The 22,376-nt window shown below is 59.4% G+C and carries 19 protein-coding genes; 13 read left to right on the top strand and 6 right to left on the bottom strand.

The genetic code is table 11. From position 1 onward, the window contains the following. Positions 1-9: 9 nt before the first annotated feature. From AC1Q67_RS05560 to AC1Q67_RS05535, 6 genes are all read right to left on the bottom strand, one after another. A complete protein-coding gene (locus AC1Q67_RS05560; protein ID WP_492234882.1) occupies positions 10-309 on the bottom strand; it encodes a putative quinol monooxygenase in 300 nt (99 codons plus the stop codon). Between the two features lie 148 nt (positions 310-457). After that, on the bottom strand, positions 458-1,345 hold the full coding sequence (locus tag AC1Q67_RS05555) for a 2-hydroxy-3-oxopropionate reductase (protein ID WP_492234883.1): 888 nt from the start codon (positions 1,343-1,345) through the stop codon (positions 458-460). 25 nt (positions 1,346-1,370) lie between these two features. Further along, complete coding sequence (hyi, locus tag AC1Q67_RS05550) at positions 1,371-2,156, bottom strand: hydroxypyruvate isomerase (protein ID WP_492234884.1); 786 nt, start codon at positions 2,154-2,156, stop codon at positions 1,371-1,373. A 30-nt stretch (positions 2,157-2,186) separates the two neighbouring features. Continuing rightward, on the bottom strand, positions 2,187-3,986 hold the full coding sequence (gene gcl, locus AC1Q67_RS05545) for a glyoxylate carboligase (RefSeq protein WP_492234885.1): 1,800 nt from the start codon (positions 3,984-3,986) through the stop codon (positions 2,187-2,189). A 173-nt stretch (positions 3,987-4,159) separates the two neighbouring features. Then, on the bottom strand, positions 4,160-5,011 hold the full coding sequence (locus AC1Q67_RS05540) for an IclR family transcriptional regulator (RefSeq protein WP_492234886.1): 852 nt from the start codon (positions 5,009-5,011) through the stop codon (positions 4,160-4,162). An 88-nt stretch (positions 5,012-5,099) separates the two neighbouring features. After that, positions 5,100-7,268: an acetate--CoA ligase family protein gene (locus AC1Q67_RS05535; RefSeq protein WP_492234887.1), complete on the bottom strand. Its 2,169-nt coding sequence runs from the start codon at positions 7,266-7,268 to the stop codon at positions 5,100-5,102. A 293-nt stretch (positions 7,269-7,561) separates the two neighbouring features. Here AC1Q67_RS05535 and AC1Q67_RS05530 point away from each other — a divergent pair, with 293 nt between their 5' ends. The 13 genes from AC1Q67_RS05530 to AC1Q67_RS05470 all read left to right on the top strand — a co-directional run bounded on the left by AC1Q67_RS05530 (position 7,562) and on the right by AC1Q67_RS05470 (position 22,309). Next, complete coding sequence (locus AC1Q67_RS05530; RefSeq protein WP_024576469.1) at positions 7,562-8,287, top strand: GntR family transcriptional regulator; 726 nt, start codon at positions 7,562-7,564, stop codon at positions 8,285-8,287. 37 nt (positions 8,288-8,324) lie between these two features. Beyond that, positions 8,325-10,067, top strand: coding sequence for an oxalyl-CoA decarboxylase (oxc, locus tag AC1Q67_RS05525; RefSeq protein WP_492234888.1), 1,743 nt, complete (start codon positions 8,325-8,327; stop codon positions 10,065-10,067). 95 nt (positions 10,068-10,162) lie between these two features. Beyond that, positions 10,163-11,443, top strand: a complete 1,281-nt coding sequence (gene frc / locus AC1Q67_RS05520; protein WP_492234889.1) for a formyl-CoA transferase — start codon at positions 10,163-10,165, stop codon at positions 11,441-11,443. A 623-nt stretch (positions 11,444-12,066) separates the two neighbouring features. Continuing rightward, complete coding sequence (locus AC1Q67_RS05515; RefSeq protein ID WP_492234890.1) at positions 12,067-12,273, top strand: hypothetical protein; 207 nt, start codon at positions 12,067-12,069, stop codon at positions 12,271-12,273. 89 nt (positions 12,274-12,362) lie between these two features. Next, positions 12,363-13,382, top strand: coding sequence for a Bug family tripartite tricarboxylate transporter substrate binding protein (locus AC1Q67_RS05510; protein WP_492234891.1), 1,020 nt, complete (start codon positions 12,363-12,365; stop codon positions 13,380-13,382). A 63-nt stretch (positions 13,383-13,445) separates the two neighbouring features. Beyond that, positions 13,446-13,952 (top strand): tripartite tricarboxylate transporter TctB family protein, encoded by a 507-nt coding sequence (locus AC1Q67_RS05505; RefSeq protein ID WP_492234892.1) that lies wholly within the window; start codon positions 13,446-13,448, stop codon positions 13,950-13,952. 27 nt (positions 13,953-13,979) lie between these two features. After that, positions 13,980-15,491 (top strand): tripartite tricarboxylate transporter permease, encoded by a 1,512-nt coding sequence (locus tag AC1Q67_RS05500; RefSeq protein WP_492234893.1) that lies wholly within the window; start codon positions 13,980-13,982, stop codon positions 15,489-15,491. Positions 15,492-15,742: 251 nt separating this feature from the next. Further along, entirely contained in the window at positions 15,743-17,035 is a 1,293-nt protein-coding gene (oxlT, locus tag AC1Q67_RS05495; RefSeq protein WP_492234894.1) for an oxalate/formate MFS antiporter, read from the top strand. Positions 17,036-17,227: 192 nt separating this feature from the next. Next, the gene (gene sucC, locus AC1Q67_RS05490; protein ID WP_492234895.1) at positions 17,228-18,430 is read left to right on the top strand and encodes an ADP-forming succinate--CoA ligase subunit beta; all 1,203 of its coding nucleotides are present in this window, start codon (positions 17,228-17,230) and stop codon (positions 18,428-18,430) included. Next, the gene (gene sucD, locus AC1Q67_RS05485) at positions 18,430-19,314 is read left to right on the top strand and encodes a succinate--CoA ligase subunit alpha (protein WP_492234896.1); all 885 of its coding nucleotides are present in this window, start codon (positions 18,430-18,432) and stop codon (positions 19,312-19,314) included. Before sucC ends, sucD begins: the two co-directional genes overlap by 1 nt. Before the next feature lie 553 nt (positions 19,315-19,867). Beyond that, positions 19,868-20,311, top strand: coding sequence for a CBS domain-containing protein (locus AC1Q67_RS05480; protein WP_024576460.1), 444 nt, complete (start codon positions 19,868-19,870; stop codon positions 20,309-20,311). Positions 20,312-20,403: 92 nt separating this feature from the next. Beyond that, on the top strand, positions 20,404-21,378 hold the full coding sequence (locus AC1Q67_RS05475) for a 2-dehydropantoate 2-reductase (RefSeq protein WP_492234897.1): 975 nt from the start codon (positions 20,404-20,406) through the stop codon (positions 21,376-21,378). Between the two features lie 157 nt (positions 21,379-21,535). Next, positions 21,536-22,309: a fumarylacetoacetate hydrolase family protein gene (locus AC1Q67_RS05470; RefSeq protein WP_492234898.1), complete on the top strand. Its 774-nt coding sequence runs from the start codon at positions 21,536-21,538 to the stop codon at positions 22,307-22,309. Positions 22,310-22,376: the final 67 nt, after the last annotated feature.

Raw genomic sequence — 22,376 nt, 5'->3', positions numbered from 1 at the left:
ACCGCGCTGCTATGGCATATGTAAAGGCGCGGCGTCGTAGATCTGAATTGTCGACGATACCGAAAGTAAGCCGCGCAGGGTTTTGACGAAGTTGCGGGACGCTGGCACCTGAAAGTGCGCCAGCAGAGCCTCTTTATCGGCCCATTGCTCGATAAACACAAAGCGAAGCGGATTGTCGCAATCGATCTGCACGGCATGCGATATGCAGCCGGGCTCTGTCCGCGAGCGGTGAACATGTTCCAGGCTCAGCCTGCGGACCTCGTCAAACGTTTCAGGCTTGGCGATCGCGTCTCCAGTCACGACAATCATGTGTCTCCCCCAAGGCGTTTTCTAACCAGAGCGGCTTTTCCCGGCGGTGGATAGCCAGGGAGCCTAATCGATTGGGGCGGGCATGGAAAAGCGGCGCGGTGTTGTTTCATCGCGCCGTCAGATTCCACCAGGGCGTGGACCGTAGATATTAAGCCTTGGCGACCTCGTGATTGGCCATTGTTTCCAAGGCTTTCACCATCGCGGAGTGATCCCAGGCCTTGCCGCCGTGGGCAACGCAGGAATTGAAGAGCTGCTGGGCTGTCGACGTATTTGGCAGAGACAGGCCGAGCGCTCGCGCTCCGTCCAGGGCGAGGTTGAGATCCTTCTGGTGCAGTTCGATGCGGAAGCCGGGGTTGAACGTGCGCTTGATCATGCGCTCCCCGTGCAATTCGAGAATGCGCGACGTGGCAAGTCCTCCCATCAGCGCCTGCCGGACCAGCGTTGGGTCTGCGCCCGCCTTGGAGGCGAACAGCAGACCCTCGGCGACGGCCTCGATAGTGAGCGCGACGATGATCTGGTTGGCGACTTTGGTGGTCTGACCGTCACCGTTACCGCCGATCAGGGTGACGTTCTTGCCCATCTTCTCGAACAGCGGTTTGACGGTATCGAATGCGCTTTGTGGCCCACCCACCATGATGGTCAGCGATGCAGCCTTCGCGCCGACTTCACCGCCGGAGACCGGCGCGTCCAGATAATCAGCGCCTTTCGCATTGACTTTTTTTGCAAATTCCTTCGTTGCGATCGGTGAGATCGAACTCATATCGACAACCACTTTGCCCTTCGAAAGCCCTTCGGCAACACCGCCTGCACTGAACAGTACAGATTCAACGTCCGGCGTATCCGGCACCATGACAATCACGACGCTGGCCTTCTCGGCGATTTCCTTGCCTGACTTGCAGGCGGTGGCACCTGTAGCAACAAGGTCTTTCGCGGCGGCGGATCTCTCCAGCACAAACAGGCGGTGTCCGGCAGCCTGAAGATGGCCCGCCATGGGCCGCCCCATGATGCCCAATCCGATAAAGCCGATATCGGTCATTCCTTATCTCCCTGCTTATTCTTGATTATGCATCGACCGTATGCGGTTCGTACCACCCAAGACCTTCGAGGGTGGTGGTCTTCGGCTTGTATTCACAGCCGATCCAGCCACGATACCCGATCTCGTCGAGATGGCGAAACAGGAAGGGATAGTTGATTTCGCCGGTGCCAGGTTCGTTCCGGCCGGGATTATCCGCCAGCTGGATGTGCGCGATACGGCCGAGGTACTTTTTCATGGTGGGGGCGAGGTCACCCTCCATGATCTGCATGTGATAGATGTCATATTGAACAAAAAGGTTCTCGGACCCGACCTCCGAAATGATCTGGATCGCCTGTTCTGTTCCCTTGAGGAAGAAACCGGGAATGTCGCGGGTGTTGATCGGTTCGATCAGCAGTTTGATACGTTGCTTTGCAAGCTCATCGGCAGCGTAGCGGAGGTTTTCCACGAACACGGCGCGAAGCTCGGATGGATCGGCGCCGGCCGGCGCAATGCCGGCAAGGCAATTCACCTGGCGGCAGTCCAGCGCCTTGGCGTATTCGATCGCTCGATTTACGCCGTCCCGGAATTCAGCGATGCGATCGGGAAGGATCGCGATCCCGCGTTCGCCTGCGCCCCAGTTCCCGGCGGGCAGATTGTGCAACACCTGGGTGAGGTCGTGCTGTTGCAATTGCTCCCCGAGCACCGCTTTTTCGAATTCATAGGGAAACAGGTACTCCACGCCCGTGAACCCGGCAGCTTTCGCTGCCGCAAAGCGTTCGATGAACGGTAACTCGTTGAAGAGCATGGTCAGGTTGGCTGCGAACTTTGGCACACGGAATGTCCTTTTTTGTTTGTCTTGTTGCTAGACCGGCAGCAGTTTGCCGCGCGATGTCTTCTCCGGACTTGGTGGCGTGTCATCAATCGGCAAGTCGAGCACTTCCTCGAATTCGACGATGTTGTCGATCTCGGTCCCCATCGCGATGTTGGTGACACGCTCGAGGATGAATTCGACCACGACCGGAACACCGTATTCCTCCATCATTTCGCGCGCCGTGGCGAACGCGGCTTGCGCATCTTCGGGATGGGTGACGCGGATCGCCTTGCAGCCGAGCCCTTCGGCGACGGCAACATGATCGACGCCGTAGACACCAAGCTCGGGCGCGTTGATGTTTTCGAACGAAAGCTGCACGTGGTAGTCCATGTCGAAGCCGCGCTGCGCCTGACGGATCAGACCCAGATAGGAATTGTTCACGACGACATGGATGTAGGGCAGCTTGAACTGCGCGCCGACGGCAAGCTCCTCGATCAGGAACTGGAAGTCGTAGTCGCCGGACAGAGCGACGATCTCCCGGTTCGGATCGGCGGCGCGAACGCCCAGCGCGGCGGGCAGCGTCCACCCGAGCGGGCCGGCCTGACCGGCGTTGATCCAGTTGCGCGGTTTATAGACGCCAAGGAATTGCGCGCCGGCGATCTGGGACAGGCCGATCACGCTGACGTAGCAGGTATCGCGGCCGAACGCCTTGCTCATCTCTTCATAAACGCGCTGCGGCTTGATCGGCACGTTATCGAAGTGGCTCTTGCGCAGCATGGTGCGCTTGCGGTCCTGAACGGCCGCGGGCCACGCCTGGCGCTCTTTGAGCTTTCCGGCCTTGCGCCACTCCTTCGCCACCGTGACGAACAATTCAAGCGCGGCTTTGGCGTCCGACACGATGCCGAAATCCGGATTGAACACGCGGCCGATTTGTGTGGGCTCGATATCCACGTGCACGAACGTGCGGCCCTTGGTGTAGGTTTCGACGGAACCGGTGTGGCGGTTGGCCCAGCGGTTGCCGATGCCGAGCACGAAATCCGCCTCCAGCATGGTCGCATTGCCATAGCGGTGGCTGGTCTGAAGGCCGACCATACCGGCCATCAAGACATGATCGTCCGGGATGGCGCCCCAGCCCATCAGCGTTGGCACCACGGGAACATTGACGATCTCGGCAAACGCCACGAGAAGGTCAGACGCGTCGGCATTGATGACGCCGCCGCCCGCCACGATCAGCGGGCGTTCGGCAGCGTTGAGCATTTCAAGTGCTTTCTCGACCTGCTTGCGCGTTGCGGCCGGCTTGTAGACGGGAAGCGGCTCATAGGTCTCGTCGTCGAATTCGATCTCGGCGAGTTGCACATCGAGCGGCAGGTCGATCAGCACCGGGCCGGGGCGCCCGGAGCGCATGATGTGAAATGCCTGACTGAAGACCCGCGGCACAAGCGCCGGTTCGCGGACGGTAACTGCCCACTTCGTAACCGGCTTGGCGATCGACTCGATGTCGACGGCCTGGAAATCTTCCTTGTAGATGCGGGCGCGGGGAGCCTGTCCGGTGATGCACAGGATCGGAATCGAGTCCGCGATGGCTGAATAGAGTCCTGTGATCATGTCGGTGCCGGCCGGACCTGAGGTGCCGATGCAGACGCCGATATTACCTGCCTTAGCCCGCGTGTAGCCTTCGGCCATGTGCGAAGCGCCCTCAACGTGGCGCGCGAGAATGTGATTGATCGATCCGCGTTTTTTGAGCGCCGAGTACAATGGATTGATCGCGGCGCCCGGAACGCCGAACGCGCACACGACGCCTTCCTTCTCAAGGATACGCACCGCCGCATCGATTGCCCGCATCTTCGCCATGTCACACCTCGAATGGTTAGGTTCGGATACGATCATCGCGACGTGTGGACGCTAGCTCAACGGCATTGAATTTGTTTCCCGCGATATGATGCCCGTGCAAAAATCTCTCGCGCGATCAAATGCCTAGGATGAAGCAAAAGTGAAAACAGCTTTGCGCAGATCGCGTGGTGCGGTCAGCTTTTGCGTGCAGCAGGCGGCATGACGCCGCCGAGGGCAACCGTCAGTTCGGCCGCCACGTCGCGCACGATGTTACCGATGACCGGCAGGCGCTCATCAGTGAAGCGGGAGGTCATGCCGGAAACTGAAATCGTGGCGAGTGGCTCACTGCAATCGTTGTAGACCACGGCGGCAACGCATCGAAGTCCAATGCGGGCTTCTTCGTCATCCACCGCATAGCCTTGCTTCCGGATCGTTTGGAGCGCCTTGAATAGTTCGCCAGGCCGCACGATGGATTTCTCCGTCAGCCTCGGCATGCCCTGGCGATGGATGATTGCGCTCACATCTTCATCGGAATAGGTCGCCAGCACAGCTTTGCCGACCCCGGAGGCCACCATGGCCACGCGACCGCCGACCTTGGTGAGCGAGCGCATGATCTCGCGGCTTTCAACGCGCGTCAGAACGATGATGGTTTCGTCATCGACCACCGCGAGATTCGCGGTTTCGCGCGTCAGGTCGCGAAGTTTACGCAGATACGGCATGGCATGGGCGACAAAATTCCGCCGCCGCGCGAACGTCGAGCCGACGGAGAAGCTGCGCACGCCGATGTGCCACTTGGCTTCGCTGCGGTCGAATTGCACGAAACGGCGCTTTTCCAGCGTCGTCAGCAAACGGTGTACGGTTGATGTGGATAAGCCGGTGCGCACCGCCAGATCGGTGAGCCGGTAGCCTTCGTCGTCTTCTGCAAGGGTTTCGATCAATGTCAAAGCGCGGTCGACGGACTGGACGCCGCCATCCCGGGCTTCGGACTCTGTCTCCATGCCGCCCCGCGGCTCGACAGATTTTCGCCGGATCACGCTTTTCTTCATCGCCTACCTACGGCCCGCGGATAGAGGTGAAGGTCGTGCTGGGAAACAAGTGAGTGCCGCCCTCCGGGGCGGCACTCGTTGGCTGAACTTAAAGCAGGCCCGCGCCGCGTGCCCACTTATATTTTGCACCGAGCACTTCGACCGGAAGTTCGGTCGAATAGGCGTAAGCCGGGATGCCGTTCTGATAGAGGTATTCAGCGGCTTCCTCGACCTCGACGTCACCAGCCAATGAGGCGACCATCGGCTTGCTGATGCCCTTGGCCTCCATTTCTTTCTTCACCTCGACCATGTTCCTGGCGAAAACCATCGGCGGCGTGACGATGGTGTGCCAGTAGCCGAGGATCAGCGAGTGAATACGGTCATCCGACAGGCCGAGCTTCACGGTGTTGACGTAGGTGATCGGCGGTTCGCCGCCGGTGATGTCCACCGGGTTGCCAGCCGCGCCGAATGGTGGGATGAACTTGCGGAACGCCGCATCGAGATCCGGCGGCATCGCCATCAGCGACAGACCATTGTCAACCACCGCGTCCGACAACAGCACGCCGGAGCCGCCGGCACCGGTGATGATGAGCACGTTCTCGCCCTTCGGGGTCGGCAGCACAGGAATGCCGCGCGCGAATTCGAGAAGCTGACGCAGCGAGCGGGCGCGAATGACGCCCGACTGCTTCAGCACGTCCTCATAAATCTTGTCGTTTCCGGCGAGCGCGCCGGTGTGCGACGAGGCCGCCTTGGCACCAGCCGAGGTGCGGCCAGCTTTGAGCACGACAACGGGCTTCTTCTTGGAGACACGCTTGGCGGCTTCCGCGAACGCGCGGCCGTCCTTCAGATCCTCGCAGTGCTGCGCGATGATCGTGGTGTTGGGGTCCTGCTCGAAGAAGGCGAGCAGATCGTCTTCGTCGATGTCGGACTTGTTGCCGAGGCCGACGATGGCCGACACGCCCATCTTGGCGGAACGCGAGAAGCCGATGATGGCCATACCGATGCCGCCGGATTGCGACGACAGCGCGGCGTGGCCCTTCACGTCATAAGCCGTACAGAAAGTCGCGCAGAGATTGGCCGGGGTGTAGTAGAAGCCGTAAATGTTCGGCCCCATCAGGCGGATATCGTACTTCTTGCCGACAGCGACGATTTCTTCCTGGAGTTCGGGTGCGCCGGCCTCGGCAAACCCCGACGGGATCAGCACGGCACCGGGGATCTTCTTCTCACCGCATTCGGCGAGTGCTGCTGCGACAAACTTCGCAGGGATCGCGAACACCGCGGTGTCGATCACACCGGGAACATCCTTGACGCTCTTGTACGCCTTGATGCCCATAATCTCATCCGCTTTTGGATGGATCGGATAAATCTGGCCCTTGTATCCGCCATTAATGAGATTCTTCATCACCGAGTTGCCGATCTTGCCAGCTTCGGACGAGGCGCCGATCACCGCGACAGCCTTCGGCTGCATGATGCGGTTCATCGCAGCGACGATTTCGTCATTTGAGCGCGGAGCAGGGCGCGGCTTGTAGTCGAAATCGACAACAATGCGGACGTCCGCGGCGATCGCATCTTTCTTGGTGGCGAAAACTGGATTGAGATCGAGTTCGATGATTTCAGGGAAGTCGCTGACGAGCTGCGAAACGTTGACGATAATGTCGGCAAGCGCCTCGCGGTTGACCGGATCGCCGCCGCGCACGCCGTTCAGCATTTCGTGGGCCTGAATTCCGTCGAGCATCGACAGCGCATCGGCATTGGTCGCCGGTGCGAGGCGGAAGGTGACATCCTTCAGAACTTCAACCAGCACGCCGCCGAGGCCGAACGCCACCAGCTTGCCGAACGAGCCATCGGTGATGGAGCCGACGATGACTTCGGTACCCCCCAGCAACATCTGCTGAACCTGGATACCCTCAATCTTGGCGTCGGCCTTGTACTTCTTGGCGTTTGCCAGAATGGTCTCATAGGCTTTTTCAGCGTCTGCGGCGGTTTTCACACCGACAATCACGCCGCCTGCTTCTGTCTTGTGAAGAATGTCCGGGGAAACGATCTTCATCACCACCGGGAACCCCATGCCGGTCGCGATCTTCGCAGCGTCGGCAGCGGACTTCGCTACACCTTCCTTCGGGACCGGAATTCCGTAGGCGTCACAGACCAGTTTGCCTTCCGGCGCCGTCAGGCTGGTGCGTTTGTCGGCCTTTACGGTGTCGAGAATCCTCCGAACTTCAGCCTTTGCCTGTTGTCCGACGTCGATCTTGCGAGCTGCGTCCTGCGAATGAGCCATTACTTCCTCCTGTCACGTCCATTTTTGAAATCTGGGTTGCGCGCGGGTTGTCGGACGGTCGTTCCCGAGCGCTTAGATCACCACATCTTGGCGTTTGCCCGCACATATAGAGTCGTGCAGAGACAAAATGTCCATCATTGGCATTTGGTATGCCAAGAACCATCTTTGTCAAGCCTATTCACGAGGCCTTTGGATATCGAGAGCCCTGCTTGACATTCTGGCATCTGGTATGCCAAGAACCTTAACACCGCTTCCGTGGTATACAGCCCCTCTGGAAGAGAGGGAGATGATTCATGGTTACTCAGAAGATCTCGAAGGCGCCATTGAATGAGCAGGACATTGCGATCGTTCGCATTGCGCCCGAGGCAAGTTTCAAGAACAAGGCTTATGACGCTTTGAAAGAAGCCATCCTCAAAATGGACATCTACGCCAGCCCCGAGCCCGTCATGCTCGATGAGCGCGCACTGTCCGAGCATCTGGGTGTCAGCCGCACCCCGATCCGCGAAGCGATCGCGATGCTGGAGCAGGATGGTTTCGTGAAGACAGTTCCACGCCGTGGCATTGTTGTTGTGCGCAAGACCAAGGCCGAAATCGTAGACATGATCCGGGCATGGGCTGCGCTCGAGAGCATGGCCGCGCGCCTCATCACCACGACGGCGCGCAAGAAAGACATTTCCGCGCTGCGCAACTTCTTCAAGGACTTCAACAAGGACCGGCTGCCGCAGGATCACATCGAAGAGTATTCGAAAGCGAACATCGCGTTCCATCAGGCGCTGATCTCGCTGAGTGAATCCCCTGTTCTGGTCGACATGACCAACGACATCCTGCTGCATGTGCGCGGCTACCGGCAGTTGACGATCGGGCGGGTGGAACGCACTGCGGTGTCCCTGCCGGAACATCTTGCCATCATTGAAGCGCTCGAGGAGCGCGACACCGAGCTCGCTGAAAAGCGCGCCCGCGACCACACGCTTGGGCTTGCGACCTACGTCGAAACCCATGGACAGGAAATCTTCACGTAGACCAAATGATCAAAAAAAGAGACCAGGGAGGCCACCGATGCTGACGGCAGCGAGCAAGTTAGAGGCGACGACTGCGAATGATGCAGAGCAGGAATTGACAGATGGTTTTCATCTGATCATCGACGCACTCAAACTTAACGGCCTCAATACCATCTACGGCGTGCCTGGGATTCCGATCACCGACTTCGGCCGGATGGCCCAGGCAGAAGGCATTCGTGTTCTTTCATTCCGTCATGAACAGAATGCCGGTTACGCTGCGTCGATTGCGGGTTTTCTGACGAAGAAGCCGGGCGTCTGCCTCACAGTGTCAGCGCCGGGCTTCCTCAACGGCCTCACTGCGCTTGCACACGCCACGACCAATTGCTTCCCGATGATTCTGATTTCCGGTTCGTCGGAACGCGAAATCGTTGATCTTCAGCAGGGCGACTACGAAGAAATGGATCAGCTTGCGGTTGCAAAGCCGCTGTGCAAGGCCGCGTTCCGTGTGCTGCATGCGCAGGACATCGGGATCGGTGTCGCGCGCGCGATCCGCGCGGCGGTCTCGGGTCGTCCGGGCGGTGTCTATCTCGATCTGCCGGCGAAGCTGTTCGGGCAGGTCATGAATGCGGACGCCGGCAAGAAGTCGCTGGTGAAAGTGATCGATGCTGCGCCGGCCCAAATTCCGTCACCTGAATCCGTGAAGCGCGCACTCGATGTGCTGAAATCGGCGAAGAAGCCGCTCATCATTCTCGGCAAGGGTGCAGCTTACGCTCAGGCTGATGATGAAATCCGCGCATTGATCGAAAAGAGCGGCGTTCCGTTCCTGCCGATGAGCATGGCGAAGGGGCTTCTGCCTGATACTCATCCGCAGTGCGCCGGTGCGGCGCGCTCGACCGTGCTGAAGGATTCCGATGTCGTCATGCTGATCGGAGCACGCCTCAACTGGCTGCTGTCGCACGGCAAGGGCAAGACATGGGGCGACGCGCCGAAGAAGTTCATCCAGATCGACATCGAGCCCAAGGAAATGGACTCCAACGTCGAGATCGTTGCGCCTGTGGTGGGCGATATCGGCTCGTGTGTCTCAGCTCTCTTGCAGGGCATGGGCGGTAACTGGGCGGCACCGTCTGCGGACTGGACCAAAACTGTACAAACCAAGCGCGACGATAACATCGCCAAGATGGCACCGCGCCTGATGAACAACAACTCGCCGATGGACTACCACGGCGCGCTGGGTGTCCTGCGCACCATCATCAAGGAGCGTCCCGACGCAATCCTTGTTAACGAAGGCGCAAACACGCTCGATCTGGCGCGCGGCATCATCGACATGTATCAGCCGCGCAAGCGTATCGATGTCGGCACCTGGGGCATCATGGGCATCGGCATGGGCTACTCGATCGCTGCTGCGATTGAGACCGGCAAGCCGGTGCTTGCGGTCGAGGGTGACAGCGCATTCGGCTTCTCGGGGATGGAGGTCGAGACGATCTGCCGTTACAAGCTGCCAGTCTGTGTTGTCATCTTCAACAATGACGGCATCTATCGTGGCACCGACGTCAATCCCTCGGGCGGTCCGGATGTAGCGCCGACGGTATTCGTGAAGGGCGCGCGTTACGATAAAATGATGGAGGCTTTCGGCGGAGTCGGGGTCAACGCGACGACCCCTGATGAGTTGAAGCGCGCGGTCAATGCGGCGATGGATTCTGGCAAGCCGACACTCATCAATGCCGTGATCGATCCTGCTGCGGGCAGCGAGAGCGGGCGCATCGGCAATCTCAATCCGCAAAGCGTCTTGAAGAAGAAATGATGAACTCACACGGCTGGAAGCCTATTGCTTCCAGCCGATTTTTAGTCCTCGCACTCGGCGTCAGAAGGCGTCCGACCGATACGGAGTATTAAACGATGACACAGGCGCTGAAGGGCGTTCGGATTCTCGATTTCACCCATGTTCAGTCAGGTCCGACATGCACGCAGTTGCTGGCATGGTTCGGCGCTGACGTGATCAAGGTGGAGCGTCCCGGCGTCGGTGACATCACCCGCGGCCAGCTCATGGATGTTCCGAACGCGGACAGCCTCTATTTCACAATGCTCAATCACAACAAGCGTTCAATCACGCTCGACACCAAAAACCCGAAGGGCAAGGAAGTCCTCACCGAGCTGATGAAGAAGTGCGACGTGCTGGTCGAGAATTTCGGACCTGGCGTGCTCGATCGCATGGGCTTTCCCTGGGAGACCATCCAGAAGATCAATCCGAAGCTCATTGTGGCGTCGATCAAGGGTTTCGGCCCCGGCCCGTATGAGGACTGCAAGGTCTACGAGAACGTTGCCCAGTGCACCGGCGGTGCGGCATCGACCACAGGTTTCCGTGATGGTCTTCCCCTGGTGACGGGCGCGCAGATCGGCGACAGCGGCACCGGCCTGCATCTGGCGCTCGGTATTGTGACTGCGCTCTATCAACGCACCGTGACCGGCAAAGGGCAGAAGGTCACGGCAGCGATGCAGGATGGTGTGCTCAACCTCGCCCGCGTGAAACTGCGCGATCAGCAGCGGCTCGCTCATGGCCCGCTCAAGGAATACAGCCAGTTTGGTGAAGGCATTCCGTTTGGTGACGCGGTGCCGCGCGCCGGCAACGACTCTGGCGGTGGCCAGCCCGGCCGCATTCTGAAGTGCAAGGGCTGGGAGACCGATCCGAACGCTTATCTCTATTTCATCACTCAGGCTCCAGTCTGGGAAAAGATCTGCGACGTGATCGGCGAGCCTGGCTGGAAGACGCATCCGGATTACGCCAAGCCAGCGGCGCGTTTGCCGCGCCTGAACGAGATTTTCGGGCGTATCGAACAGTGGACCATGACCAAGACCAAGTTCGAGGCGATGGAAATCCTCAACAAGGACGACATCCCGTGTGGCCCGATCCTGTCGATGAAGGAAATCTCCGAGGACAAATCTCTCTATGCCACCGGTACGCTCGTCGAGGTCGATCATCCGACCCGCGGCAAGTACATCTCGGTCGGGAATCCGATCAAACTGTCGGACAGCCCGACGGTGGTGACGCGCTCGCCGCTGCTGGGTGAGCACACCGATGAGATCCTGAAGCAGGTGCTGGGCTTCAACGACAATCAGGTTGCGGAGACCCATAATTCGGGTGCTCTCTCGCCACCCCGCAAGGTCGAAGCAGCCGAGTAAGTTATCTACAACTTGCGAGGAAAAGGCCGGCGTATTCCGCCGGCCTTTTTTATGGTTCCTGGCTACCTTTCAGCGCAGCGTCGCTGTGTGGGAAAGTTGAGGCATTTTGTCGCGTGGAAAGCCGATATTGCGATGCAATGCAGCAAATGCTGCTATGCAAAATCTCACATTGAACCTGGCATCTGGTATACCTAAATTGATTGTGACGCAGCGCAATATCAACGCTGAAATCATCGGTTTCGAAAGGTCCTCCAATGTCCAAGACTGCCTCTGTCGGGTTCGCTTCTTCAAACGGGCTGTTTCGTCAGATCATTGCTTTCGTTGACCATTTTCTAATGAAGAGCGCTCAGATTTCCGTGAAGAATGGAGATCTGCCGAGGTTTGGGCTCTGAGCATTAAGCTACTGAGAGTTCGCGGATAATCCGCAGGTTCCATCTCTGAGAATGTCATAAAAGGCCCCGGTTTTCCGGGGCTTTTTTGTTGTGCTGGCCATAAGTCAATGCCGCAACGCCGCACAGCGCTGTCTAGAATAACCCTTGTGCTCTGGCATATCGCATACAACGATACGCCTCAGGCAGCCGCTGTCGGTCTTCAATGGAACAGCGCGCCTTGGGAGAGGGACCATGGCTGATACCGTTCTTGCGGTGTCCACGCGGCTGCGCCGAAAGGCGGGCGACGAAGCCATGGCTGTTGGCGTGAATTTCCCCAGGACCATTTTTGCTGACCTGTTGCCGCAGCGTGGCTGTGAAGTTGCCATGCAGCGTGCATCGGAACCAGACATGACTACTCTTCACAAACATTCCTGGAGGCAACCTAACAGACGTCACTAGGGATCGATTATCCGCAGACTGCCCGCGAGGCAGATCTTGGGAATTAAGCCGCCGTTGAGCGGCATAAAACAACGGGTGGGAGAAACGCAATGAAGTGGTCGTCTTATCGAACATTGGGTGTTGCACTGGGTGTTGCAGCTTCGCTGGGGGTGGGGTTCGCATTCAGCCCTGCTTCAGCGGCATGGGAGCCGACGCGGCCCGTTGAGATCGTCGTCCCTGCAGGTACTGGGGGCGGCGCTGACCAGATGGCCCGCACCATTCAGGGCATCATCACCAAGCACAATCTCATGAAGCAGCCGCTGGTGGTGGTGAACAAGGCTGGCGGCGCCGGCGGCGAAGGGTTCCTTGATGTCAAAGGTTCGGCAGGCAACCCGCACAAGCTGGTGATTACCCTGTCCAACCTTTTCACAACGCCATTGGGAACCGGCATTCCATTCAGCCACAAGGATCTCACGCCGGTTGCGATGATGGCGCTCGATGAATTCATCCTCTGGGTGAACGCGGACAGCCCCTACAAGTCCGTGAAGGACTACATCGAGGCCGTGAAGGCGAAGCCCGGTGAGTTCAAGATGGGCGGCACCGGATCGAAGCAGGAAGACCAGATCATCACGGTGGCGATCGAGAAGGCATCCAACACCAAGTTCACCTACATCCCATATCGCGGCGGTGGTGAAGTCGCCGTCCAGCTCGTTGGCAAACACGTGGACTCCACGGTCAATAATCCGATCGAAGCAGTCGCACAGTGGCGCGGCGGAGCTGTTCGCCCGCTGTGCGTGTTCGACGCCAAGCCGCTTCCCTACAAGGACGCTGTCGCCGATGGAAAATCATGGGGCGACATTCCGACCTGCAAGTCGCAAGGGCTCGATGTCGAGTACGTCATGCTGCGCGGCTTCTTCACATCGCCAAGAGCGACCAAGGAACAGGTCGATTATTACGTAGACGTGTTCAAGAAGGTTCGTGAAACACCCGAATGGCAGAGCCTGATGAAGGATGGCGCCTTCAATCAGACCATGATGGTTGGCCCTGAGTATTCGGCGTGGGTCGATAACGAACAGAAGCGGCACCAGGCGTTGATGAAGGACGCCGGCTTTCTGGCTGCGCCGCAATAACGTCAACAACGATGCTGCCGGCGGATCATGTTCCGCCGGCAAAGCTTCAGCGTGGGGAAAAAGATGAGCGAGCATTCTTCCGGTGTTGGCCAGCGCGGACCGTCGCATCGATGGACAGAGTTCGGCGTTGGCGTGTTCTGCATTCTGTTCGGCGTGATCACGATTATCGGCAGCATGAAGGCTGGAGCGGGGTGGGGGGCGGACGGTCCCAAATCCGGATTCTTTCCCTTCTATGTCGGCATCATCATTGTGCTGGCGAGTTGCGTGAACTGCATCCAGCTTCTGATGGAGCCGGACGATGGCCAGCTTTTTGCCGATTGGGCGCAGCTTCGCCAGGTTCTCTGCGTTCTCGTTCCGACCACCATCTACGCTTTGATGATTCCTTATCTCGGCATCTATGTCTCGTCGATCATCCTCATTGCCCTGTTTATGAAGTGGCTGGGCAAATATCCATGGACCACCACGGCCGCCGTGGCACTCGGCACGCCGTTCGCGGTCTACATGTTCTTCGAAAAATGGTTCCTCATTCCGCTGCCAAAAGGCCCGCTGGAAGAGTTGCTTGGTCTCTAAATTCCCGCTGCGGCTGAGGACATTGACATGGAAGAAATTGCAAATCTGTTTCACGGCTTCGCGACGGTACTGCAGCCGTTCAACATCCTGGTCATGGTGATCGGGATCGTTCTCGGCGTGGTGATCGGAGTTCTGCCCGGTCTCGGTGGTGCGAACGGTGTGGCGATCCTGCTGCCGCTGACATTCAGCATGTCTCCGACATCGGCGATCATCATGCTGTCGTGCATCTATTGGGGCGCGCTGTTCGGAGGCGCCATTACGTCGGTGCTGTTCAATATACCCGGCGAGCCCTGGTCCGTTGCCACGACATTCGACGGTCATCCGATGGCGCAGAAGGGCAAGGCCGGCGAGGCGCTCACCGCGGCATTCACGTCGTCATTCGTCGGTGCACTGTTTGCCGTGATCATGATCACGCTGGTTGCGCCGCTGGTTGCGAAATTTGCCCTTCAATTTGGCCCGGCGGAAAAATTCGCGGTGTTCTTCATCGCATTCTGCAGTTTTATCGGCATGGGCAAGGAGCCGCCGTTCAAAACAATTGTCGCCATGATGATTGGCTTCGCGCTGGCTGCTGTTGGCCTTGACAGCATAACGGGACAACTTCGCCTGACCTTCGGTTTCTCCGAGATGCTCAGCGGGTTCGACTTCCTGATCGCAGTCATCGGCCTCTTTGGTATCGGCGAAATCCTTCTCACCATGGAGGAGGGGCTCAACTTCAGGGGCAAGCCTGCGAAGATCAATGCGCGGGTGGTGTGGGATACGTGGAAGGAACTCCCGCGCTATTGGGCGACATCACTGCGCTCGTGCCTCATCGGCGTGTGGATGGGCGTTTCTCCGGCCGGCGCGACGCCTGCATCGTTCATGAGTTATGGCATCGCCAAGCGCATGTCCAAGCAGGGCAAGAATTTCGGCAAGGGTGAAATCGAAGGCGTGGTCGCGCCCGAAACTGCCGCGCATGCGGCAGGCACGGCTGCGCTGCTGCCGATGCTGTCGCTCGGCGTTCCGGGCTCGCCGACGGCAGCGGTGCTGCTCGGCGGCCTGCTGATCTGGGGATTGCAGCCTGGGCCTCTGCTGTTTGTCGAGCAGAAGGAATTCGTTTGGGGACTGATTGCCAGCATGTATCTCGGTAACTTCGTCGGGCTGCTTGTGGTGCTGACCTGCGTGCCGCTGTTCGCTGCGATCCTGCGTATTCCGTTCAGCATCATCGCGCCGGTCATTCTCGTCCTCTGCGCCATCGGTGCGTACACCGTGCACAACAACACCTTCGACGTCGTGATGATGATGGTATTCGGCGTGGTCGGTTACGTGATGAAGAAGTGCAACTATCCGATGGCGCCGCTGGTTCTTGCCATCGTGCTGGGCGACAAGGCGGAGGAGGCCTTCCGCCAAGCACTGCTTGGATCGCAGGGCAGCCTCGGCGTCTTCTTCTCCAACGGTCTTGTCGGATCGATCATGACGCTGGGATTGATTGCGCTGTTCTGGCCCCTGATCTCGAACGGGTGGGCGCGACTGTTGTCGCGCGCGCCGAAAACGGCAATGTAAGTAAGGAGAAGGGAGGGACTGCGTTCCGGATCAGTCACGTCCGCTGCATCCTCTCCCTGACATGTTATTCTCCTATCGAATGGCTCCGGCGCTTGCCGGGGCCATTTTTTTCGAAATCCATGATCAAAGTGCATAGCTAAAAAGTCGCAGGTTCCTTCGAATACCTCTTGCATTCTGGCATATCATATACCAGCCTCCGCGCCGTAGCGTCTGCCGAACTTTAACTGAGCAAGGGCGCACTCGGAGGAACGATGACGGATACTGTTCATACGGCGGCCCCGGCGGCTGCACGCGTCAGCGATACGTATCGCTGGGTCCAGTTGGCGATCGGCGTTGGCGCCATGGTGATGATCGCGAACTATCAATACGGCTGGACGTTCTTCGTCCCCGATATTCAAAAACAATTCGGATGGGATCGCGCATCGATCCAGTGGGCGTTCACGCTGTTCGTGCTGTTCGAAACGTGGTTGGTCCCGATCGAAGGCTGGTTCGTCGACAAGTATGGTCCGCGCATCGTTGTTCTCGTCGGCGGCGTTCTGTGCGCGGTTGGCTGGGCGATCAATGCGAAGGCGACCTCGCTCAACGGTTTCTATCTTGGCATGATCATCGCGGGTATCGGCGCCGGCGCCGTCTACGGCACCTGCGTCGGCAATGCACTGAAGTGGTTTCCCGACAAGCGCGGTCTGGCGGCCGGTATTACCGCTGCTGGGTTCGGCGCAGGCTCGGCGCTCACCGTTGCGCCGATTCAGGCCATGATCAAGAACGATGGTTTCCAGCACACGTTCCTTTACTTCGGTCTGGGGCAGGGCATCGTCATCATCATTCTGTCGTTCTTCCTGTTTGCACCGAAAGCAGGTCAGGTGCCGCCGCCGGTGATAAATGCAGCGCTTCAGCAGACGCGCCGCAACTACGCGCCGACCGAAGTTCTCCGCCATCCGATTTTCTGGCTGATGTACTTCATGTTCGTCATCGTCGGCGCAGGCGGATTGATGGTCACCGCCAATCTCAAGCCGATCGCGGTTGACTGGAAGGTCGACAGCGTCCCGGTCACGCTGATGGCGATGACGATGACTGCGGTGACGTTCGCTGCGACCATCGATCGCGTGCTCAACGGCCTGACACGGCCGTTCTTCGGATGGATCTCCGACATGATCGGCCGCGAGAACACCATGTTCATTGCGTTCGGCATGGAAGGCATCGGCATCTACCTGCTGTACCTCTGGGGCCACGATCCGCTCTGGTTCGTGCTGCTGTCGGGCTTCGTGTTCTTCGCCTGGGGTGAGATCTACTCGCTCTTCCCCTCGACCTGCACGGACACGTTCGGATCGAAGTTCGCGACCACCAATGCGGGCCTGCTGTACACCGCGAAAGGAACGGCAGCGCTGCTCGTCCCCGTCGCGAACTACATGCAGCAAAGCTCGGGCACGTGGGACATGGTCTTCATCGTGGCGGCCGGTGCGAACATTCTCGCCTCGCTGCTTGCCATCATCGTGCTGAAGCCATGGCGCAAGGTCGTGGTCGCCAAATCACAGCACATGGCCTGATACGATCGGCGAAGACAGCCTCAACAAGCGCGCTCATCTGCGGGATGGGCGCGCTTTTTCTTTTTCCGACCCGATTGACTCCCATGGAGCGGCTAGGCAATCTCTGGTATACATAATACAAGAAGGTAAAACTGATCTCATAAGCCCTGAAAACAGGGTGTTTTTGGCCTCGGCCATGACGGGAGGAATCCGATGAATATCCACGAATACCAGGGCAAGGCAGTCCTGAAGAGTTTTGGAGTCACCGTGTCGGCGGGCGCGCCGGCGTTCACTGTCGATGAAGCGATTGCCGCTGCGAAGTCGCTGCCGGGTCCGGTCTATGTCGTGAAATCGCAGATCCATGCCGGCGGCCGCGGCAAGGGCAAGTTCAAGGGATTGCCGGCGGACGCGAAGGGCGGCGTGCGGCTGGCGAAGTCGATCGATGAGGTCGCAAGCTTCGCCAAGGAAATGCTCGGACGTACGCTTGTAACCGAGCAGACCGGGCCGGCAGGCAAGCAGGTCAATCGGCTTTACATCGAGGACGGCTCGGAGATCGCGAAGGAATTCTATCTCTCGATGCTGGTCGATCGCGAAACCTCGCGGATCGCATTCGTGGTGTCCACCGAAGGCGGCATGGACATCGAGAAGGTGGCGCACGATACGCCGGAAAAGATCGTGACGTTCTCCATCGATCCTGCGACCGGTGTGATGGCGCATCACGGCCGCAAGGTTGCGCAAGTCCTCGGCCTGAGTGGCGATCTGGCCAAGCAGGCCGAAAAACTCACGGCGCAGCTCTACAACGCCTTCCTGTCGACCGATATGGCGATGCTGGAGATCAATCCGCTGGTGGTGACGAAGCAGGGCGACCTGCGTTGTCTCGACGCCAAGATCAATTTCGATTCCAACGCGCTGTACCGTCACCCTGAACTGATGAAGCTGCGCGACCTCACCGAAGAGGACGAGAAGGAAATCGAGGCGTCGAAGTACGACCTGAACTACATCGCGCTCGAAGGCACCATCGGCTGCATGGTCAATGGCGCCGGACTCGCGATGGCGACCATGGACATCATCAAGCTCTACGGCGCCACGCCGGCGAACTTCCTCGATGTCGGCGGCGGTGCGACCAAGGAAAAGGTCGCCGCAGCTTTCAAGATCATCACCTCCGATCCGAACGTGAAGGGCATCCTGGTCAATATCTTCGGCGGCATCATGCGCTGCGATGTCGTCGCCGAAGGCGTGGTGGCCGCGGTGCGCGAGGTCGGCCTCGGCGTGCCGCTGGTGGTGCGGCTGGAAGGGACCAATGTTGAACTCGGCAAGAAGGTCATTGCCGAGTCCGGACTGAATGTCGTTGCCGCGGACGATCTTGACGACGCCGCGCAGAAAATCGTTCGCGCCACACGGAAGGAAGCCGCGTAATGGCCATTCTTATCGACAGCAATACCAAGGTGATTTGCCAAGGTTTTACGGGCAAAAACGGCACCTTCCATTCCGAACAGGCGGCGCTCTACGGCACGCAGATGGTGGGCGGCACCTCGCCCGGCAAGGGTGGCTCCACGCATCTCGGCCTGCCGGTGTTCGAGACGGTGGCGCAGGCGCGTGAGGCCACCGGCGCGGACGCCAGCGTGATCTATGTTCCGCCGCCGGGCGCTGCGGATGCGATCTGCGAGGCGATCGACGCCGAAGTGCCGCTGATCGTCTGCATCACCGAAGGCATTCCGGTGACCGATATGGTGCGCGTCAAGCGCGCGCTTGAAGGTTCGAGTTCGCGGCTGATCGGTCCGAATTGTCCCGGCGTGATGACGGCGGGTGAATGCAAGATCGGCATCATGCCCGGAAATATTTTCAAGAAGGGCAACGTCGGAATCGTGTCGCGCTCCGGCACGCTGACCTACGAGGCGGTGTATCAGACATCCGCCGAAGGTCTCGGCCAAACCACCGCGGTCGGCATCGGCGGCGATCCTGTGAAGGGTACCGACTTCATCTCGATGCTCGAACTGTTTCTTGCCGACCCGGACACCAAGTCGATCGTGATGATCGGCGAGATCGGCGGTTCGTCGGAAGAAGATGCCGCTCAGTTCATCAAGGACGAAGCGAAGCGCGGCCGCAAGAAGCCGATGGTCGGTTTCATTGCCGGACGCACCGCGCCTCCGGGCCGCCGCATGGGCCATGCCGGAGCGATCATCTCCGGCGGCAAGGGTGATGCCGAATCCAAGATCGCCGCGATGGAAGCGGCCGGCATCCGTGTCTCGCCGTCGCCGGCGCGCCTCGGCAAGACTCTGGTGGATGTGCTGAAGGGGTAAGCGTTCGCGCGAGTGATCGCGCGACGACGGACCCCTGATCTTTTTCATCCGTTGCGATTCATCAAAATGCCCGGGCTCGTCCCGGGCATTTTTGTTTGCGATTGATCCCGCTGTGTCATTGAGAGCGCAGCGAAGTGATCCAGGTAAATCATCATCACGCGAAGACTGGATTGCTTCGTCGCTCCGCTCCTCGCAATGACGAGGAAACGCATCGCATCTGTTGATTTCGCATCATTCTTCCACTTCTAGCAGACGAGAGACGATTGCTGTGCGCCTTCAACGTCTTGGCATCGGATCACAGCGCGCATCGCTGCATAAGGCGAAGTGGTGGCGAACCCCGCCGCAAAGGGCGGAGTGGTGACCGCATGATGGCCGCCGTTTCGTCCGCGAAAACCGGCCGGGTCCGCCGGTGGGATACCACCGCAATTAGGAATTCGTTCCGATTGACTCTTGGCATAATGTATACCAATCTCAGCCCATCAGAGAGGACATGGCTGTCCTCCAGCATGAACCGTCCACGGGGAAGGTCATCCCCACCAGCGAGGAGGTTGTGATGAGAGTCGGAGACATCCTGAACAGGAAGAGCACCCGTATCGCCACCGTCCGCATGAACGAAACCGTCGCCACTGCCGCGCGGCTGCTGCGCAACGACAATGTCGGCGCGCTTGTCGTGAAGGACGTCTGCCGCACCGAGGGCAATGTTGCCGTCGGCATGTTCTCGGAACGCGACGTGGTGCGCGCCGTCTCCGAGCACGGGCAGGCCGGCCTTGCCATGAAGGTTTCCGCGCTGATCTCGGTTCAGAAGCTGGTGTCGTGCCAGTCCACCGACTCGATCGAACACGTGCGCGAACTGATGATCGACAATCACATCCGGCATGTGCCGGTGATCGACGACCACACACTGATCGGCGTGATCAGCATCCGCGATATCAACGCCGTGGATGGCCTTATTGCAATTCCCGAACTCGAAGCGACCCAACCTGCGTTTGTTGTCTGACGGTTCTCCCTGCAGAGCGCGATCACATGATCTCCCCGGTGGTGTGATTGCGCTCTGATCTTTTTTCGCTTCGCGATATTTCGGGAAACACCATGAAGATCTGTATTTACGGCGCGGGCGCGATCGGAGGTTATCTCGGCGTGCAGCTCGCGCGGGCGGGCGCTGACGTCAGCCTGGTGGCGCGCGGCGCGCATCTCGCAGCGATGAAGGCCAACGGATTGAAGCTCCTGATCGGCGACGAGGAGCGGGTGGTTCATCCGCGCTGCACCGACAATCCCGCCGAGCTCGGTCCGCAGGATTTCGTCATCATCTGCCTCAAGGCCCATTCGATCACCGGCGTGATCGAGGCCATGCAGCCGCTGCTCGGGCCGAAAACCCGCATCGTCACCGCGGTGAACGGCATTCCGTACTGGTACTTCTACAAGCACGGCAACGAGTGCGAAGGCTCGGCGCTGGAGAGCATCGATCCCGGCGGCCGTCAGTGGAAAGAACTTGGACCGGAGCGCGCCATCGGCTGCGTGGTCTATCCCGCGACCGAGATCGAAGCGCCCGGCGTCATCCGCCATGTCTATGGCGACCGCTTCCCGCTCGGCGAGCCCTCCGGCGAGAAGAGCGCCGATGTCGAGGCGCTGTCGGCGATGTTCGTCAAGGCCGGGCTCCAGGCGCCTGTGCTCGAGAACATCCGCGACGAAATCTGGCTCAAGCTGTGGGGCAACGTCTGCTTCAACCCGATCAGCGCGCTGACCCATGCCACGCTCGATGTGATCGGCAGCGATCCGGGCACGCGGGCGGTTGCGAAGTCCATGATGGTGGAAGCCCAGACCATCGCCGAGAAATTCGGCATCAGATTCCGCGTCGATGTCGAACGCCGCATCGAAGGCGCGCGCAAGGTCGGCGCGCACAAGACCTCGATGCTGCAGGATCTCGAACGCAGCCGGCCGATGGAAATCGATCCGCTGGTCACGGTGGTTCAGGAGATGGGCACACTGTCGAAAATCCCGACGCCATCGATCGACATTGTGCTGGCGCTGGTGGCGCAGCGCGCCAAGATCGCGGAACTTTATTGAGCGTGTAAGAGCCAACTCTCTGTGGTCGTCCCGGCGAAGGCCGGGACCCATACTCCCTGAAGTTAGCTGTGATGCGCGATGCGTTTTCTATCGTGAAGCCGGTGGTTATGGGTCCCGGCCTTCGCCGGGACGACGATGAAGGTTTGGAGGTTTTACCGTGACGAGTTGGGTTCGCTTTCGCCATCAGGATCAGATCGGGTTCGGCACGCTGTCGGATCAGAACATCACCGTGCATCACGGCGACATGTTCGACAGCCCGAAGGCGAACGGCAAAACGCTCGCGCTGGCCGATGTCGAGCTACTCGCGCCCACCACGCCGTCGAAGATCGTGGCGCTGTGGAACAACTTTCACGCGCTGGCGGCGAAGCTTGAAAAGCCCGAGCCGCCGGAGCCGCTCTATCTTTTGAAGGCGCCGACCACAGCGGCTTCACCCAATGCGGTGGTGCGGAAGCCCGCCTGGTACGACGGCAAGGTGGTCTATGAGGGCGAACTCGCCATCGTGATCGGGAAGGTTTGCCGCGCGGTTTCGGTCGAAGAGGCCGACGATTTCATCCTGGGCTACACCTGCGTCAACGACATCACCGCCGCGGACATTCTCAACAAGGACCCGACCTTTCAGCAATGGGCGCGCGCCAAGGGCTTCGACGACTTCTGCCCGTTCGGCCCGGCCATCGTGACCGGTATCGACCCTGCGTCGCTCACGGTGCGCACCGTTCTCAACGGCGCTGAGCGGCAGTCCTACAAGATCTCGGACATGATCTTCTCGGCGCAGGAGCTGGTCAGCAAGATCTCGCACGACATGACGCTGCTGCCCGGCGACATCATCGCCTGCGGCACGTCGCTCGGCGTCGGCGTGATGAAGGAGGCGGTGAATTCCATCACCGTCGCCATCGACGGCGTCGGCGAGCTGACCAACGAATTCAGGAACTAGCCGTCATTGCGAGGAGCGGAGCGACGAAGCAATCCATACTTTCTTTTGAAGAGTGGATTGCTTCGCT

The sequence above is a fragment of the Afipia sp. GW823-FHT06G09 genome, assembly GCF_058794875.1.
Note: the sequence above shows the minus strand (reverse complement) of the source record. Positions and strands in the feature narration are given on the sequence as shown.

Excerpts from the sequence above, each read along its gene's own strand:
- AC1Q67_RS05560 (WP_492234882.1), bottom strand. The coding sequence starts at position 309 with ATGATTGTCGTGACTGGAGACGCGATCGCCAAGCCTGAAACGTTTGAC.
- AC1Q67_RS05555 (WP_492234883.1), bottom strand. The coding sequence starts at position 1,345 with ATGACCGATATCGGCTTTATCGGATTGGGCATCATGGGGCGGCCCATG.
- gcl (WP_492234885.1), bottom strand. The coding sequence starts at position 3,986 with ATGGCGAAGATGCGGGCAATCGATGCGGCGGTGCGTATCCTTGAGAAG.
- AC1Q67_RS05540 (WP_492234886.1), bottom strand. The coding sequence starts at position 5,011 with ATGAAGAAAAGCGTGATCCGGCGAAAATCTGTCGAGCCGCGGGGCGGC.
- AC1Q67_RS05535 (WP_492234887.1), bottom strand. The coding sequence starts at position 7,268 with ATGGCTCATTCGCAGGACGCAGCTCGCAAGATCGACGTCGGACAACAG.
- AC1Q67_RS05530 (WP_024576469.1), top strand. The coding sequence starts at position 7,562 with ATGGTTACTCAGAAGATCTCGAAGGCGCCATTGAATGAGCAGGACATT.
- oxc (WP_492234888.1), top strand. The coding sequence starts at position 8,325 with ATGCTGACGGCAGCGAGCAAGTTAGAGGCGACGACTGCGAATGATGCA.
- frc (WP_492234889.1), top strand. The coding sequence starts at position 10,163 with ATGACACAGGCGCTGAAGGGCGTTCGGATTCTCGATTTCACCCATGTT.
- AC1Q67_RS05515 (WP_492234890.1), top strand. The coding sequence starts at position 12,067 with ATGGCTGATACCGTTCTTGCGGTGTCCACGCGGCTGCGCCGAAAGGCG.
- AC1Q67_RS05510 (WP_492234891.1), top strand. The coding sequence starts at position 12,363 with ATGAAGTGGTCGTCTTATCGAACATTGGGTGTTGCACTGGGTGTTGCA.
- AC1Q67_RS05505 (WP_492234892.1), top strand. The coding sequence starts at position 13,446 with ATGAGCGAGCATTCTTCCGGTGTTGGCCAGCGCGGACCGTCGCATCGA.
- AC1Q67_RS05500 (WP_492234893.1), top strand. The coding sequence starts at position 13,980 with ATGGAAGAAATTGCAAATCTGTTTCACGGCTTCGCGACGGTACTGCAG.
- oxlT (WP_492234894.1), top strand. The coding sequence starts at position 15,743 with ATGACGGATACTGTTCATACGGCGGCCCCGGCGGCTGCACGCGTCAGC.
- sucC (WP_492234895.1), top strand. The coding sequence starts at position 17,228 with ATGAATATCCACGAATACCAGGGCAAGGCAGTCCTGAAGAGTTTTGGA.
- sucD (WP_492234896.1), top strand. The coding sequence starts at position 18,430 with ATGGCCATTCTTATCGACAGCAATACCAAGGTGATTTGCCAAGGTTTT.
- AC1Q67_RS05480 (WP_024576460.1), top strand. The coding sequence starts at position 19,868 with ATGAGAGTCGGAGACATCCTGAACAGGAAGAGCACCCGTATCGCCACC.
- AC1Q67_RS05475 (WP_492234897.1), top strand. The coding sequence starts at position 20,404 with ATGAAGATCTGTATTTACGGCGCGGGCGCGATCGGAGGTTATCTCGGC.